Origin of the sequence: Nonomuraea sp. NPDC005983 (assembly GCF_040614375.1) — a bacterium.
GTDB lineage: Bacteria > Actinomycetota > Actinomycetes > Streptosporangiales > Streptosporangiaceae > Nonomuraea.
The window spans coordinates 13097-28706 of record NZ_JBEXUP010000037.1 but is presented as its reverse complement, the minus strand read 5'-3'; the positions used below and the strand labels follow the sequence as shown (position 1 = coordinate 28706).

The following is a 15610-nucleotide window of genomic DNA, read 5'->3' as shown; positions in this document are numbered from 1 at the left end:
GACGAGGCTAGGAGCCGGCTGGCGCGCACTCATGGAGATTCACCGATCCTTGGCTGGCATCATAGGTTTTCCTGTATTTCCTATGAGCTTAATGGGAAAGCGGGCGCCGATTACGGCGCCCGCTCCCTCCCGATATCAGCCGGCGATCTTGGCGGTGGCCGTCTGGCCGCCGCGCACGGGGACGACGGCCACCGTGTACCGGACCCCGTCGATCACCTTGGGGTGGCCGGCGGCGCGGTGGCCGTTGACCTCCAGCCAGCGGTGCTCACCCAGGAAGCGCGCCTCCCAGAAGCGCAGCTCGTCCGACCCGTTGGTGAACGTCGTGGACGTCTGCCCGTCGTGCCGGACGCTCACCGTCCCGTCGCCGACGGGCACGTCGTCCACCTGCAGCCAGCCGATGTCGGCGGGCAGCCGCGACAGCGTGGCCACGGTGCGCCTGGGCACGTCGGGCTGGATGCCCATCAGCCCCTCGACCGTCTGGCTGACCAGCGTGAACGACACCTCCGGGTAGTCGCCGTTGAGCCCCTGGCGGCGGCTGACGTGCTTGTTCTCGCGCTGGTCGTAGACGTACTGCATCCACTTCCAGGCGGTCTCGTTCCGGTTGTGCCTGAAGAAGGTGTCGGGCAGGTACGTGATCGCCTCGATGTTACTCGGCTTCCCGGCGCCGCTCGCCTCGGCGTCGACGAAGTCGAGGTAGGCGTCGTTGCGCGGGCCTGCGTCGATGATCCCCTTCATCGGCATGAACCAGCTGTTCTCGTTGCCGAAGCCGGTGAGCGGGGTGCCGTCGACCGTGTAGGCGCGGACGAACTCGCCCGTGCCCGGCTTGACGCTCCAGGTGTCGTTGAAGTACCGCTTCAGGTCCTCCGCCTTCTTGGCGTACGCGCGCGACAGCTTGACGTCGTCCTTGTCGAAGGCGAGGTCGGCGAGCGCGCGGTACGCCTGGTACTGCGCGCCGATCGAGTCGCCGGCCTCCGCCAGCGGCTCGTCGCCGGCCTCGTTGTAGCTGGCGGCCCCCTGGAAGATGCCCTTGCCGGTGCCTTCGGCCACCCCGTTGGCGAGCCGGCCGTCGTGCAGGGTGACGAACTCGCCGGTGGCGTGCCGGTAGTAGTCCCAGAACACCGGGTCGTCCAGGTAGGAACGGTCGCCGCTCCAGCGGTAGGCCTGGTTGGCCTTCTCGACCAGCTCGAACGTGGCCGGCACCTCGCGGACGAAGTTCGTCGGCGACCGGTAGTCGATGTCCAGGTAGGTCTTGGCGTCGAAGTTCAGCGCCCACACAGGGTAGAACTTGTGCTCTTCGGTCGCGGAGACGGCGAAGGAGCGCAGCATGTTCCTGTTCTCGTCGGCCAGGCCGAGGATGTGCGCGCCCGCGAGCTGGTGCGCGAAGTCGCGCGAGTAGTAGCCGCTGCGGTGGGCGTACCCGGCCCAGTACGACGGGGCGTAGGTCCCCTCGCCGGTGCCGCCGGGCTGGCGCTCGTCCACGTCGAGCAGGCCGGGCGCGCCGTCCTGGTGGACCCAGCTGCCCGCCTTCGCCTTCGACCACGCGAACAGCTCGACGACCTTGGGGTTGGACGAGGTCACGCGCGGGTCGGCGGTGGCTCCCGGCGAGACCATCACGTCGTCGGCGTTGACCCAGCCGGATCCCGAGCCGAACACGATCTCCAGCCGGTCACCCTCGGCCAGCTCCACGTTGGAGATCGTGTACCTGCTGTAGGTGGAACGTGCGGGCAGCGTGACGGTTCCGGCGTCGGCGCCGTTGCGCCGGACGGCGAACGTGCCGCCGGGGCCGCCCGTCGCGATCCAGGCCGAGATCGTGTAGCGGCCGGCCGCCGGGGACGTGATGACCTGGCTCACGCTCCTGCCCGCGCCCGCGTCGAGGTAGATGAGCTTGGCGCCGCCGTGGGGGTTGTTGGTGGCGACGCCGGTGCCGTCGGTGAACGTCCAGCCTTCGGCGCCCTTCTCGAAGCCGGGGTTGACCACGACCAGCGGGCCGCCGCCCGCGGCGGCGTGTGCGGGGGTGAGGGCGGCGGCGGCCAGGAGCGAGGAACCCAGCAGGACGGATAGCACTCTCATGGTTATTCTCCCGATGATCGGATGAATGGGGGGCGTACGAGAGGATGAGAAAGGTGGATTCGCGAAGGTCTACCGGGAGCCGCGCGGAGGCGCCGTGGAGCCGCGCACGACCAGCTCGGGGCTGAACAGCAGCTCGCCCTTCGGGACCTCGCGGTTGCTCACCAGGGCGACGATGCTGCGGGCCACCTCCTTGGCCAGCCGGTCGATCGGCTGCCGGACGGTGGTCAGCGGCGGGTCCACGAACTCCATGATCATCGACCCGTCGTGCCCCACGATCGAGACGTCGCCGGGGACGGTCAGCCCCTGCCTGCGCACCGCCCTGACGGCCCCGAGCGCCATGTAGTCACTGGCCGCCACGACCGCGCTCACCCCGCGCCGCAGCAGCTCGGCCGTCGCCGACTGCCCGCCCTCGATCGTGTAGTGCTGCCTCACCACCAGCGCGCCGGGATCGTCGACCCCGCGCCGCACCAGCGCGGAGGTGAACCCCTCCACCCGCCGGTCGGCCGGCCGGTTGCCCGTCGGGCCCGAGGCCAGCCCGATCCTGCGGTGCCCGAGAGCCCACAGGTGGTCGACGGCCAGCTCAGCCGACAGGTAGTCGTCGGTGGCGAGCACGGGCGCGTCGTGCCCGTCGAAGCCGCCGTTGACGCCGATGAACGGGATGCGCCGGGCGGCCAGCACGTTGTACGTCTCGGGGTCGGCGTTCTCGATCGTGTTGCTGGCCGACAGGAACACCACCCCGGCCACCCCGTGGTCGGCCAGCGCCGTGACGAACTCGCGCTCCTGTATCCCTCCCGGCAGCGCCGGGCAGACGACCCCCTTGAGCCCGTGCGGGGCCAGCGCGGCCTCGATCAGCTCGGCGACGTCCGCGAAGAACGGGTTGGACAGCCAGGGCGTGATCACCGCGACGATCTGCCCCCGGGTGCTGCGCTCGTAGCCGAGCTCGGCCATGGCGCGCTCGACGGCCTCGCGGGTCTTGGCGGAGACCCCGGTGCGGCGGTTGATGACACGGCTGACGGTGGCCTCGCTCACCTCAGCCCTGGCCGCGACCTCGGTGATGCCGATCTTCACGATCTCACCTCCAGCACCGCCAGCCCAGAGGGCGGGACGTCCAGCGAGCACAGGCCCGGCCGCAACGTCCCGGCCGTCGCAACGATCATAGAGCCGTCAGCGGCGCGGGTTTCCGAGACGGACAGATCGTCGCCGGCGACGTCCAGCACCAGCCTGCCGGACGAGGTGCCGTTCACCACGGTGACCTTACGGAACGCCCCGACGGGGACCACCCGGTCGCTCGTCACGCTGATCACGCACTCGTCGCCCAGGGCGGCACTGACCACCGGGTACAGCTCGTCGGGGCGGCCGGGCTCGACCTCCCCGTCGAGCAGCAGCGGCCGCAGCTCCTGCCAGCGCCGCAGCCAGAACGCGACCATCCGCCGGTGCTCGTCCGTCAGCTCGCCGAGCCTGGCCGAGATCTGCGGGACGGCGTGCAGCGCGCCGATGAGCTGCCGCGCGGCGCTGTGCGCGGGGGCGGCCGGGTCCCACATGAGCATGTCGGCGTGGACGGCGCCGCGGACGTTGAGCAGCCCGACGTCGATGGTGCGCACCCGGTTGGCGACGGCGTCGGCCGGGCAGTCGTCGGCCCGCAGCATGGAGCCGAAGGGCGCCATGCCCGGCCCGACGTACGGCTGCCGCAGCTCGATCAGCGCCCCCGGCCGCACCGCCTCGACCGCGGCGACCAGGTCCGACAGCATGAGCTGCATGGCGGTTCCCACGTCCGGGATGTCGCCGTCGCGCCCTGGCCGCCCCGCGTAGACCATCGCCTGGTCCAGGAAGTCGATCTTCAAGCCGTCGAGCCCGTAGTCGGCGACCAGCCGCACGCACAGGTCCACGACGTGCGCGCGCACCTCCGGCCTGCGCGGGTCGAGCACCTGCGCGCCCGGCGTCCAGCCCGGCTGCGGCGCGTACGGCGACAGCTCCGCGTAGCACTCGGCTTCGGGGCCGAGCAGCAGCGGAGCCACCCAGGCCAGGTACTTCAGCCCGTATCCCCGCACCCGAGCGACATGCCCCGCGAAATCCGGAAATTTCGTCGTATCGGGTCGCCAATCCCCCACACCCTGATAGCCCCGCCCGTTGCCCAGCTCCTGCCACCCGTCGTCCAGGATGATTACGCCGCAGCCCAGCTCCGCGGCCAGCCGCGCCTCCGCGGCGACGGCCGCGTCCTCGACCGCCTGGCTGAACCCGTACCAGGTCGAGTAGACCGGCAGCCGCGCCCCTTCCGGCACCTCCGCCTGCCCCTCTCCCAGCCCGCGGCGCAGCACCCGCATCGCGGCGGCGACACTCGGCTGCCGCCGCGCGAACGCGATCTTGTACGGCGAGCGCCCCGCCGGCACGTGCAAGTGCACCACGAACGTCTTGTTCTCCTCCGAGACGCCGAACCGGATCGTGGTCTCGGGCACCGAGTCGAGCGCGGCGAACGCCAGCATGGACGCCCCGGCGCTGTCATACAGGCACCCCGCGACGGCCCCCTGCACCAGCGAGACCCGCGCATGCCCCGCCCAGTCGGCGACGACCGTCCGCTTCCAGCCCGCGTCGGGATGCCAGAACCCCACCGCGTCACCGAGCGGAACCGACAGCCTGATCTCCAGGTCGTCGTCGGCGTGCACGTCCAGCACGTCCGTGCCGTCCGGTCGGGGCTCCAGGAACCACCGGGCGGGCGCGCCCTTCGTGAGGACGGCCAGCCGTACGTCGTCGAGTAGGTGCTCGGTGGGCGCGGGCGCGAGCCCGGCGGTAGTGACGCTCACTCTTTTACAGCTCCCGCGAGAAGTCCGGATACGAAGTGTCGTTGTAGCAGCAGAAAGAGGATCGCCATCGGGATCGCGGCGACGGCCGTGCCCGCCAGGATCTGGCCGTAGTCGGTCTCGGTGGCGCCCTGGAGGGACGCGATGGCCAGCGGGATCGTGTAGGCGTCCCGCGTGCGCAGCGCGATGAGCGGCCAGACGAAGTCGTTCCACTGGTACAGGAAGAGATAGATGCCCAGCGCGGCGAGCGCGGGCCGCATCGGCGGCAGCACCACCCGGACGAACAGCCGCAGCTCGCCGCAGCCGTCGACGCGTCCGGCCGACAGCAGCTCGGTGGGCAGCGCCGACATCGACTGCCGCATGAGGAAGATGCCGAACGGCAGCGCCAGGTTGGGCAGGATGACCGCCTGGTAGGTGTTGAGCCAGTCGAGCGCCAGCATCATCTTGAACAGCGGCACCAGCGTCACCTGGCTGGGGATGACCAGGCCGAGCATCAGCAGGCCGAACATCAGCTCCTTGCCGCGGAAGTCGTACTTGGCGAAGCCGTACCCGGCCATCGTGCAGACCAGCCCGGCCAGGACGGTGTAGATCGTGGCGATCAGCACCGAGTTGAGCACGACTCTGCTGAAGCCGATGGAGGACTCCAGGTTGGCCAGGTTCTCCAGGAGATGGGCGCCCGGCAGCAGCGGCGGCGGGCTGTCGAACACCTCGGCCGTGCTGTGCGTGCTGGCGACGACCAGCCAGTAGAACGGCACCAGCACCACGGTGACGATGATCAGCAGCGACGAGGTGAGCATCACGCGGCGGGTCACGGTCGCTCTCCCAGGAAGCGGAACTGAACGACGCCGAGGATCCCGATGATCACGGCGAGCGCGTAGGCGATGGCCGAGGCGTAGCCGAAGTCGAGGAACCTGAAGCCGTTGTTGTACAGGTACAGGCCGACGGTCATGGTGCTGTTGTCGGGCCCGCCGTTGGTCATCACGTACGGCTCGTCGAACAGCTGGAGCGTGCCGATCGTGGACATCACCAGCGTGAGCAGGATGACCGGGCGCAGCCCTGGCAGCGTGACGTGCCTGAAGCGGTTCCAGGCGCCGGCCCCGTCCACGCTGGCGGCGTCGTAGTGGTCCTTGGGCAGCGCCTGCAGCCTCGACAGGAAGATCACCGCGTTGTAGCCGGTGTAGTGCCAGGTCAGCGCGAGCCCGATGGCGATGCGGGCCCACAACGTGTCGGTCAGCCACGGGATCTCCGGCACGCCGACCAGCCCGATGACCCAGTTGACCAACCCCGACTGCGGGTTGAGCAGCACCGTGAAGAGCACGCCGTACGCCACCAGCCCGGTGATCATCGGCATGAAGAAGCCGAGCCGGAGGAAGCCCTTGAACCTCAGCAGCGAGGAGTTGAGCGCCACCGCCAGGCCCATCGCCAGCACCAGCATGACCGGCACCTGCACCAGCAGGATGACGCCGGTGTTGCGCAGCGACGTCCAGAACAGCGGGTCGCCGACCAGCCGCTGGTAGTTGGCGGCGCCCGCGAACGTCTGGAGCGCGCCGTCGGTCCTGAACAGGCTGAGCCAGAAGGACCAGGCGATCGGGTACAGCTTGAAGATCGCGAACAGGGCGAGCGCGGGCAGCACGAACAGGTACGGCGCGAGCCGCATGCCCTGCCGCCTGTCCCGCGTCCTGGTCGCCGGTCTGGCCGAGACCCGTTCGGAGAGCGCGGTCATCGCAGGACCTTGCGCCCGGTCTGCTGGGCGACGAGGTCGGCGGCCTCCTTGAGCACGGCGGCCGGGTCGGCGCCCTTGAGCAGCACCTTGCTCTGGGCGTCGTCGACGGCCTTCAGCGCGCGGGAGTAGTCGGCCGAGTAGTTGGTCACGTACGACGGCTGCTTGAGCGCGTTGAGGAAGATCTCGCCCTTCTTCTGCCCGCTGAAGAACGCCGACGGCTCGTGGAAGACCGGGTCGTCGTAGGCGGCCATCAGGGCGGGCGCGATGCCCTTCCCCTTGTAGATCTTCACCTGGTTCTCGGGACGGGTGAGGATGAACTCGGCGAAGGCGAAGGCCGCCTCCCTGTGCTTGCTGGTGCCCGCCACGGCCAGGTGCGTGGAGTTGACGGTGGCCGAGACCTTGCCGCCCGCCGTCACGGCCGGGGGCAGCCGCACCTTCCACTTGCCCTTGTCGCCGGGGGCGCTCTCCTCGATGATGCCGCCGAACCAGGTCGGCATCGCCTGGACGGCGACGCTGCCCTTCTTGATCGAGCTGATCATCGTGTTCCAGCCGCCCGCCATGTCCGCGACGAGTCCGGCGTCGTTGAGCTTCTTGATGATCGTCAGGGCGGTGACGGCCTGGGGCGTGTCGAGCGTGACGTTGCCCTGCATGTCGAAGTAGAAGCTGTCCTGCAGTTGCAGCAGCGTCTGGAAGAGGCCGGCGGAGTCGGCCTGCGTGGCGGGCTTGTTGATGCCGAGGAGCTGGACCCCGGTCTTCTCCTTGAGCTTGATCCCGGCCTCGATGACCTCGTCCCAGGTCTGGAGCGCCTCCACGTCCACGCCGGCCTTGTCGAACAGGTCGGCGCGGTAGTAGAAGCCGGCCGAGTTGGCCTCCCAGGGCAGGGCGTAGACCTTGCCGTCGCGGCTGACCGTCTCCCACATGCCCTGGGCGAACTTGGCCTTGTGCTGGTCGGCGCCGAGCGGCACCAGGTCGGCCAGCCCGTCGGGGAACTTCTCGATGTAGGCGGGCAGGTAGTCGACGCCGATGTGCAGGACGTCGCCGAGCCCCTGGCCACCGGCGGCCATGCCGGACGTGATCTTGTCCCAGATGGCGGGGTTGCCGATGTCCTGGACCTCCACCTTGATCTTGGGGAACTGCTTCTGGAAGTCCGGGACGAGGGCCTTCATCATCGCGGCCGGGCCCTGCCAGCTCCACACCGTGATGTCGCCGGTGGCGGCCGTGCCGGTGGGCCCGACGGTGGCGGGAGCCGAGGCGGCGCCTCCGCCGCCGCACGCGGTGAGCGCCGCACCTCCCGCGGCCAGAGCGCTGAGCTGGAGGAATCGGCGGCGGTCGAGGTTGGCCATGGTCGGTCTCCCGGGGGGCGCAGAGATGGGCCTGACGCGCCGAGACGTTACATCCAGATTTCTCACACTTGCAAGAGTTGAACGAAAACTTTCAGCCCAAGCGACAGCAGTCGGCGGCAAGTCATTGACAGGCGCCCGCAGCGCCGTTGAAATGTGGGAAACCAACAGAGATCCGCAAAAATCCGGAGGACTTGCGTTGGGACTTGCGCTGACACCCCGCCGCGTCAGAGCGGCGTCAACGGGATCCCGGTGTCGGCGCCGATGCAGACGAACCCCGCCGAGGCGGCCAGGGCCTCGTCGGAGGCCGACTGCTGGACCCGCGCCAAGGCGGAGGCGGCCGAGTGGCCGGCGGCGAGCAGCCGGTGCAGGGCGATCATCGGCGCGGTGGTCTCGGCGTCGGGGACGGGGATGACGGACGCGACGATGGTCCTGGAGCCGTGCGCGAGGAAGGTGGCGCTGAGCCCGAGCAACTCGTCGCCGGCCCGCACGATCGGCCGTCCGCTGTCGCAGGCGGCCAGCACGACCAGCCGCGGGGCGCGCCGCAGCCGTTCCAGGTCGTAGATGGTCAGCGGGCCGTCGGCCAGGTGGAGGGCGGAGAAGAGCGGGTTCGTGGCGTGCAGCCGCCCGTGCGCGGCCAGGTGCGCGAGGCGGGCGCCGTCGAGCCCCTCCAGCACCGCTTCGGCCGTCGCCTGCCCGCCGACCAGCGCCCCGGCCGCGTGGATGCCCGCCACCGCCTCCGCCTCCACCCGCGCGCCCGGCAGCCCCGGCCCGGCGACGGACAGCACGTGCCCGTCCCTGGCCGGTGGCCCCGCCCCGTTCCCCGCTCCGGTGTCCGGGGACGCGGCGGCGTGCCAGAGCGTCGCGGACGGCGAGACGGTGACCGGGCGGCCCGCGCACGACGGCAGGAGCGACCACGGCAGCGCCTGCAACGGCCCGGTGGGGATCACCACGAGGGGGCGGTCGGCGAGGCGGCGGGACAGCGGGCGCAGCAGCAGGTCGTCCAGGTGCTCGACGGCGTGGCCGAGCATCTCCGCCGCCGCCTTGCTGCTCGCGTTGCTCGTGCGCCCAGCCAGCCGGCGCAGAGCGAAGGGGACGCGGTCGATGAGGTCGCGGACCGGTGCGGCGGGCCCGAGGTGGTCCAGCCAGAGGCGACTCCCGGCGACGGTGACCGCGTGCAGCTCCCCGTCCAGCAGGACGAACTCGACCAGGACGGCGTCCCCCGCCACCTCGGCCAGCCGCCCGGCCTGGACGGGCCGCGCGGGCAGGCCGGGACGGGCGGCCGGCTGGCGGCGGCGGTGGTCGCGGATCTCCCGTTCGAGGGCGAGCTGGCGCTGGTCGAGCAGCGTGGTGGGCTGCCCCGAGCGCCGCCGGTCGTTGATCTCGTCCACGACCATCCGCAGCTCGCTCAGCCGCTCGGCGAGGTCGGGGTCGTCGGACGGGTAGACAGGCGGCATCAGCAGGTGGCTCGCCCGCCCCTCCTCCGCCCAGGCGAGGACGGCGGCGGGGCGGCGGGCGCTCAGGGCGGTCCGCAACCCGAGTTCGGCCAGTTCCACCCGGTACTGCGCGCTGTGCGCCCGCAGGTCGGTCGCACCCAGCGTGGCCCGGTGCTCGTCCAGGACGCGCAGCCCGGCCCGCGCCGCCGTCGCCATCCCCCGCCGGTTGCCGGTGGACGAGCGCAGCAGCGCGGCGGCGTACCAGGCGCGGGCGCGCAGCAGGGCCGGCCCGCGGAACCGGGCCGCGGCGGCCCGGCCGAGCTGGCCGCGGGCCCGCTCGGCCACCCCCCCGCTCCATGGCGAGCCGGGCGGCGAGGATCTGCGCCTCCAGCGCGGCACCCGGCCAGCCCGCCTCGCCCAGCTCCCGCGCCGCCCGCTCCAGCGTCCCGACGCCCGGCGGCCTCGCCCCCCTCGATCCGGCCAGGGCGACCCGGGCGCGCAGGACGGCGAAGCGGGCCAGGGCCGCCCAGTCGGGGCGGCCCTGCCTGGTGAACTCGGCGACGGCCCGCCTGGCCTCCTGCTCCGCTTCGAGGTGGGCGCCGTCCAGGCCGGACGTGCGGGCGAGGAGGAGGCGCACCTCGGGCAGGCCGATCGTGCGCCGGCCGCTCTGGAGCTCCTCGACGGCCTCCTGGGCGGCGTGCCGGGCCTCCGTGACCAGGCCGACCGACAGCAGCAGCTCGCTGCGGTCGGTGAGGAGCCAGCCGAGCTGGTGCGTGCCCAGCGCGCGGAAGCGCTGCTCGGCGCTGTCGAGGTAGGCGAGCGCGGCCGGGACGTCGCCCCGCACGGCGCTCACCCAGCCCAGGTTCATCCGGACGATGGCGAGCGACAGGTCCAGGTCGAGCGCGGTGCAGAGCTCCTCCGCCTCGCGCAGGTCGGCCTCGGCGGCGGCGAACTCGTGGCGGTAGCCGTGCACGATGCCCCGGTTCGACAGCACCCGTTGCAGCCACAGGTGGTCCCTGGCCCGGCGCAGGGCGGGGACGGCGATCCGGTATCCGGCGAGCGCGTGGTCGCGGCGTCCGAGATGGTTGAAGACGGCGGCGCGCTGGGCCTCGGCGCGCGCCCGCGCGACGCCGTGCAGGGCGGGCAGCGCGCCGTCGATCTCCGTCAGCGCCTGCTGCGGCTTGCCGCGCAGGCTGATGACGAACGCCAGCCTGATCCTCGCCTCGGCGGCCAGTTCCGGTGAGCCGGCCCGCTGGCCCAGGCGGATGGCGGCGCGCAGGTGCCGGGTGGCGGTGGCCAGGTCGCGCAGGTGCGTGGCGGCCACACCCATGGCGCGCTCGGCCACGGACCCGAGCGCGGAGTCGCCTTCGGCCCTGGCCTGCTCGGCGGCCTCGGCCGCGTCGCGCATCAGCCGGGCCGGATCGGCTTCGGCCAGGCGCAGCAGCTCCTCGGCTTGATCCGTCGTCACCACAGAAGTCTGGCGGACATTTTTCCGCCTGTGATGTATCAGGCGGGCGACAACCCTTCTCTTTAGCTCTAGGCACCATTCCGCTCACGGCGGCAGGAGGCATTGGATGCGAGAAGACCCGACGGTCATCGCCCTGGTCACACGGGCCGGCAAGGGCGACGAGGCGGCGTGGAACGAGTTGCTCGATCGGTATCTGCCCTTGATGTGGTCGATCTGCAACCGGTACCGGGTGGGCCGGCCCGACGCCGACGACGTGGTGCAGACGGTCTGCCTGCGGCTCGTCGAGCAGCTCGCGGTGCTGCGCACCCCGTCGGCGCTGCCGGGCTGGATCGCCGTGACGACCCAGCGGGAGTGCTTCCGGGTGCTCCGCTCGGCGCGTAAACGGGAGCTCTCGGAGTCGCCGCTGGGCGGCGACCTGGCGGGCGACGGCTCGGAGGTGATCGAGCGGGAGCTGGAGCGCGCGGAGTTCCAGGCGGCGATGCGCGCCGCCTTCGCCCAGCTGCCGCCGTTGTGCCGAGATCTGCTGACGACGCTGATGGGCGACCCTCGGCCTTCGTACGCGGAGGTCAGCCGGCAACTGAGCATGCCGGTCGGCGGCATCGGCCCGAACCGGGCCCGTTGCCTGGCCAAGCTTCGCCGAAGCCCCTATCTGACCGCTTACCTGGGCCTTGACGAGGAGGGCGAGGGCAATGCCTGAAGGACGTTGGAGCGACGAGGAACTGCTGGCCGAGCTGGCGGCGGCACTGAGAGCCGAGGAGATGGTGCCGCCGGAGGTCGTCCACGCGGCGCAGGCCGCGTTCCTCGCCCGCGACCTCGACGACGAGCTGGCCCGGCTCGCCTATGACTCCGAGGTCGACGGCCTGGCGGCGCTCACCCGCGCCGAGTCGGCCTCGCTGCGGGCGCTCACCTTCGTCTGCCCGGCGCTGACGATCGAGCTGGAAGTCACCGATGACGCCCTGGTCGGCCAGGTGGTGCCCGGCCAGGAGGTGGACATCCAGGTGCGTGTCCTGTCGAGCCAGGACACCACCGTCCACGCGGACGAGATCGGCGGGTTCTCCATCCGTCCGATCCCCGGCCACCCGTTCTACCTGCACTGCCGCACAGCCGACGGGACCAGCGTCTCGACGAGCTGGATCACGCTTTGACCAACGAAGAGGAGCAGTTCATGCCGATCCACCGCACGAGCACCGGCACCTACCGCCTCGACGAGATCGTCGTCGACGCGCAGCACGACCAGCTCGTGCTCGACAGGCTGAAGAGCGTCACCGCCGGCCACGACACCGACCCGGTGCTCGGGCTGACCCGGCTCCAGCTCGTCGACCTCGGCCAGTTCCCCCTCAGGGCCGACCTGCAGACCCGGCTGACCGGGGAGCCGAGCGTCCTCGACAGGGTGCTGTTCCAGCTCCGCGAGGAGTTCAGGGAGGAGCATCACGGCTGGACCCCCACGATGGCGAAGGTCCGCATGTACGCCGAGGGCACCCCGTACACGGGCGGCGGCGCGGGCGACCCTGAGCGGCTCGCGCCGGGCGAGCGGGTGGAGATCCCGGCCCGCGCGTCCACCAGGGGCCGCCGCGTGCGGGTCGGCATTCTCGACTGCGCGCTCTACCGCCACCCGCAGCTCGACAAGCGGTACCTGACCGACTCCGCCGCCTTCGAGCAGCCCGCCGACCCGCCTCCTGCGACCCTCGGCCACGCCGTCTACCTGAGCGGCATCGTGCTCCAGCGCGCGCCGGGCGTGGAGCTGGTGGTCAGGCAGGCGCTCGACGGCTCCAACCAGGTCGACTCCTGGACCCTGGCCAGGACGATGGCCGAGTTCAGCCACGACGTGGACATCCTGCTCACCTCGCTGGGCGGCGCGACCTGGGACGACCAGCCGCCGTTCGTGCTGGAGCGGGCCGAGGCACGGCTCGGCTGCCTGCACGTGGCGAGCGCGGGCAACTGGGGCAACCTCACGCAGGCGGCGTCGTACCCGAGCCCCACCAGGGAGAGCACGATCTTCCCCGCCGCGCTGCCGGGCGTGATCGCCGTGGGCGCGCTCGACGAGGCGGGTGAGCGGGCGGCGTACTCGCAGTCGGGGCCGTGGGTCGACCTGATGGCCCCCGGCCGCCACGACGGCCTCTTCCTGGAGCACGCCAGGCTGCTGCGCCGCGACGAGACGGGCGTCCTGCGTCCCGGCGACCCTGTCGGCTTCGACGGCGTCACCAGGTGGGAGGGCACGTCGGCGGCGGCGGCGTACGTCGCGGGCGGCATCGCGGCGGTCGCGCTGGAGCGGGGCGTGACCATCCAGGAGGCGGCGGAGGCGCTCCTGTCGGGCGACCCGTACCTGGCCCGCGACGTGCCTGCGGTCGCCGGCGTTCGCCCCTACGCCCCCGAGAGGGACGGCTACCGGTAACGGCGACGGGCCTGCCGCACCCGTGCTGGTGCGGCAGGCGCCGGGTGAACGCGGCTAGCCGATCGAGATCTTGTCCAGGTTGGGGCCGCCGTTGGCCGTGGTGGCCGTCGTGCGGATCGTGTTGGCGCCCGCGGTCAGCGGGACGGTGAGCGTGGACGTCGCCCAGGTGTCCCAGTTGGCCGTGGCGTCGAAGGCCCGCTCGTCGGCCACCAGGACCCCGTTGACCGTGATGTCCATCGGCCTGTTCGCCGAGGTGCCGTTCGCGTAGCGCAGCGTCAGCGGCACCTCGCCGGCCTGCGCGGCGGTCACGGTGAACTCGACGTAGCCGCCGGCCAGGTTGTCGTAGTTGACGAAACCGGTGCCGGTGAAGCCGGTGTGGTTGGACTCGACCACCCCCTGCGAGATCGTCGCGTTCTCGGCCTGGTAGTCGACGGGCGCCGGGCCCTGCGCGGTCACGTCCAGGTAGTCGAGGTTGGGGCCGCCGTTCGCGGTCGTCGAGGTGGCCCTGATCGTGTTGGCGCCCGCGTTCAGCGGGGCGTTGACGACGGCGCTCGCCCAGGTGTCCCAGTTGGCGGTCGGCGCGAAGGTGAGCCCTCCGGCGACCGGGACTCCGTTGACCGTGATGTCCATCGGCCTGTTGGACGTGGTGCCGTTCGCGTAGCGGAAGTTCAGCGCGGCGTTGCCCGCCTGGGCGGCGTTGGCCGTCCACTGGACGTAGCTGCCGGTGACGTTGTCGCCGTTGACGAAGCCGGTGCCGCTGAACCCGCTGTGGTTGGACTCGACCACGCCCTGCGAGATCGTCGCGCTCTCGGCCTCCAGGAAGTCGGTGCCGCCGGGGGTGCAGCTCTGCGTGGAGCCGGTGGCGCTGGTGCGCAGCGCGCCGCCCGTGCTGTTCTGACTGTTGGACACGCAGTAGCCGCTGATCGACTGGAATCCCATGTCGAAGGGGCTGCTGCTGCCGCGTTCTGCGGTGAAGCGGTCGAAGGTGACCGTGCTGCCCGTGTCGGCTATCACGGCCGGGCGGCAGTCGTTGCTCACGAACTGCACCGAACTGTCCACGAACGAGATGTCGTGCGCGTTGTGGAGGTACCACCCGTACGCCGGGCGGGTGCCGATGCTGTTCGGGTTGTAGTCCGTCGCGTTGTTGCTCGGCACGCCGGTGCCCATGCAGGCGTTGCCGCCGGGAACCGTCAGGTCGACGTTGTTGAAGGTGACGTTGCGGATCCGGTTGGCGGTGTTGGACTCGCCCCACAGGGTCGCGGTGAAGTTGGCGCTGCTCTGCCCGGTCGAGGTGACGTTCTCGTAGGTGATGTTCTCGATGCGGCCGACCCCTGGGCTGTTTCCGCACCGTCGTCGGGTGCCGATCTTCTCCATGATCGCGCTGCGCACGTTGCTCATGGTGATGTCCTTGTAGTGGACGTCGGAGATCACCGTTCCGTCCATCGACACCATGCCGAGGCCCGACTTGTTCGCGCCGGTGATGTTGATGCGCTCGAAGTGGTAGCCGGTGAAGTCGCCGCAGGTCTCCGAGCCGAACATGAGGGCGTTGCAGCAACCCGCCGACAGGTGGCTGTCGGTCACGGTGACGTTGCCGTTGGGGTAGGTCTGCCCGAGCGCCCAGTCGCTCTTGAACACCAGGGCGTCGTCGTTGCCCGCGATGTCGGCGTTCTTGATGGTCACGTTCCTGGCGCTGATCACGTTCCAGCCGTCGCGGTCGCTGGCGGTGTCGATGCGCAGCCCGTCGGAGGTGATGTTGTCGCAGGCGTTGGTCAGCATGGCGAAGTGGCCGCCGCGCCGCAGCTTGACGCCGTTCACCGTGAGCCCGTCACAGCGGGTGAGCGAGATGATCTTGTCGGCCTCGCCCGAGTTCGGGTTGCCGGTGATGAGGTTGCCGCCGCCGTCGATCGTGCCCGACCCCACGAAGGCGATGTTGGTCAGGCGGTCGCCCCAGATCATCGCGTTGTGGAAGTGGCTGTGCCCGTAGTCCTGGTAGTTGTCGTTCGGGTTGGACTCGGGCGCGTCGTAGGTGTCGTTCGGCGAGCCCATGATGGTCGAGCCGGCGTCGAGCTGGATCGTGACGTTGCTCTTCATGTGGATGGAGTTGGCCGACCGGTAGGTCCCTGACGGGAACTGGACGGTCCCGCCGCCGGCGCTGTTGGCGGCGGTGATGGCCGCGTTGATCGCGGACGTGTCGTTGGTTGAGCCGTTCCCCGTCGCCCCGTAGTCCCTGACGTTGAAGACCGCCGCGGCCACGGCCGGGGTGGCCGGGACGGCGATCGCCAGGGCGCTCAGGCCGACGGCGGTGAGAGCAGCGACCCAGGCGGCTGCTCTCCGTAAGGCGGTCTCGCTCATGGATCTCTCCTGACTGAGAGTCGCAACAAAGCCC

13 protein-coding genes are annotated in these 15610 nt (G+C 71.1%); 5 read left to right on the top strand and 8 right to left on the bottom strand.

All coding sequences use genetic code 11. The features are described from left to right. Positions 1 to 135: 135 nt before the first annotated feature. The 7 genes from ABZ297_RS18555 to ABZ297_RS18525 all read right to left on the bottom strand — a co-directional run bounded on the left by ABZ297_RS18555 (position 136) and on the right by ABZ297_RS18525 (position 9709). Positions 136 to 2070: a hypothetical protein gene (locus tag ABZ297_RS18555; RefSeq protein ID WP_355347107.1), complete on the bottom strand. Its 1935-nt coding sequence runs from the start codon at positions 2068 to 2070 to the stop codon at positions 136 to 138. 69 nt (positions 2071 to 2139) lie between these two features. Further along, positions 2140 to 3138 carry a LacI family DNA-binding transcriptional regulator gene (locus tag ABZ297_RS18550; RefSeq protein ID WP_355347104.1) on the bottom strand — a complete coding sequence of 333 codons (999 nt, stop codon included), beginning with the start codon at positions 3136 to 3138 and terminating at the stop codon, positions 2140 to 2142. Beyond that, positions 3135 to 4868 (bottom strand): glycoside hydrolase family 36 protein, encoded by a 1734-nt coding sequence (locus ABZ297_RS18545; RefSeq protein WP_355347101.1) that lies wholly within the window; start codon positions 4866 to 4868, stop codon positions 3135 to 3137. The genes ABZ297_RS18550 and ABZ297_RS18545 overlap by 4 nt, the downstream gene beginning before the upstream one ends. Further along, complete coding sequence (locus ABZ297_RS18540; protein WP_355347098.1) at positions 4865 to 5677, bottom strand: carbohydrate ABC transporter permease; 813 nt, start codon at positions 5675 to 5677, stop codon at positions 4865 to 4867. Before ABZ297_RS18540 ends, ABZ297_RS18545 begins: the two co-directional genes overlap by 4 nt. Beyond that, a complete protein-coding gene (locus ABZ297_RS18535; RefSeq protein ID WP_355347095.1) occupies positions 5674 to 6588 on the bottom strand; it encodes a sugar ABC transporter permease in 915 nt (304 codons plus the stop codon). The genes ABZ297_RS18540 and ABZ297_RS18535 overlap by 4 nt, the downstream gene beginning before the upstream one ends. Further along, positions 6585 to 7931: a sugar ABC transporter substrate-binding protein gene (locus ABZ297_RS18530; RefSeq protein ID WP_355347092.1), complete on the bottom strand. Its 1347-nt coding sequence runs from the start codon at positions 7929 to 7931 to the stop codon at positions 6585 to 6587. The genes ABZ297_RS18535 and ABZ297_RS18530 overlap by 4 nt, the downstream gene beginning before the upstream one ends. A 224-nt stretch (positions 7932 to 8155) precedes the next feature. Then, positions 8156 to 9709 (bottom strand): CHAT domain-containing protein, encoded by a 1554-nt coding sequence (locus ABZ297_RS18525; RefSeq protein WP_355347090.1) that lies wholly within the window; start codon positions 9707 to 9709, stop codon positions 8156 to 8158. A 247-nt stretch (positions 9710 to 9956) separates the two neighbouring features. On the opposite strand from ABZ297_RS18525, the gene ABZ297_RS18520 reads away from it, so the two are divergent. From ABZ297_RS18520 to ABZ297_RS18500, 5 genes are all read left to right on the top strand, one after another. Beyond that, entirely contained in the window at positions 9957 to 10607 is a 651-nt protein-coding gene (locus ABZ297_RS18520) for a hypothetical protein (RefSeq protein ID WP_355347087.1), read from the top strand. A 66-nt stretch (positions 10608 to 10673) separates the two neighbouring features. Further along, entirely contained in the window at positions 10674 to 10898 is a 225-nt protein-coding gene (locus ABZ297_RS18515; protein ID WP_355347084.1) for a hypothetical protein, read from the top strand. A gap of 40 nt (positions 10899 to 10938) precedes the next feature. Then, on the top strand, positions 10939 to 11529 hold the full coding sequence (locus ABZ297_RS18510) for a sigma-70 family RNA polymerase sigma factor (protein WP_355347081.1): 591 nt from the start codon (positions 10939 to 10941) through the stop codon (positions 11527 to 11529). Beyond that, a complete protein-coding gene (locus ABZ297_RS18505) occupies positions 11522 to 11977 on the top strand; it encodes a hypothetical protein (protein WP_355347078.1) in 456 nt (151 codons plus the stop codon). The genes ABZ297_RS18510 and ABZ297_RS18505 overlap by 8 nt, the downstream gene beginning before the upstream one ends. Then, positions 11974 to 13224: a S8/S53 family peptidase gene (locus ABZ297_RS18500; RefSeq protein ID WP_355347075.1), complete on the top strand. Its 1251-nt coding sequence runs from the start codon at positions 11974 to 11976 to the stop codon at positions 13222 to 13224. The genes ABZ297_RS18505 and ABZ297_RS18500 overlap by 4 nt, the downstream gene beginning before the upstream one ends. A 54-nt stretch (positions 13225 to 13278) precedes the next feature. Here ABZ297_RS18500 and ABZ297_RS18495 read toward each other — a convergent pair whose 3' ends face one another. Then, positions 13279 to 15576 (bottom strand): glycosyl hydrolase family 28 protein, encoded by a 2298-nt coding sequence (locus ABZ297_RS18495; protein WP_355347072.1) that lies wholly within the window; start codon positions 15574 to 15576, stop codon positions 13279 to 13281. Positions 15577 to 15610 lie beyond the last annotated feature (34 nt).

What these genes read in the sequence shown, in the direction of transcription:
- ABZ297_RS18510 (WP_355347081.1), top strand. Translation starts at nt 10,939, where the DNA reads ATGCGAGAAGACCCGACGGTCATCGCCCTGGTCACACGGGCCGGCAAG.
- ABZ297_RS18555 (WP_355347107.1), bottom strand. Translation starts at nt 2,070, where the DNA reads ATGAGAGTGCTATCCGTCCTGCTGGGTTCCTCGCTCCTGGCCGCCGCC.
- ABZ297_RS18530 (WP_355347092.1), bottom strand. Translation starts at nt 7,931, where the DNA reads ATGGCCAACCTCGACCGCCGCCGATTCCTCCAGCTCAGCGCTCTGGCC.
- ABZ297_RS18535 (WP_355347095.1), bottom strand. Translation starts at nt 6,588, where the DNA reads ATGACCGCGCTCTCCGAACGGGTCTCGGCCAGACCGGCGACCAGGACG.
- ABZ297_RS18505 (WP_355347078.1), top strand. Translation starts at nt 11,522, where the DNA reads ATGCCTGAAGGACGTTGGAGCGACGAGGAACTGCTGGCCGAGCTGGCG.
- ABZ297_RS18495 (WP_355347072.1), bottom strand. Translation starts at nt 15,576, where the DNA reads ATGAGCGAGACCGCCTTACGGAGAGCAGCCGCCTGGGTCGCTGCTCTC.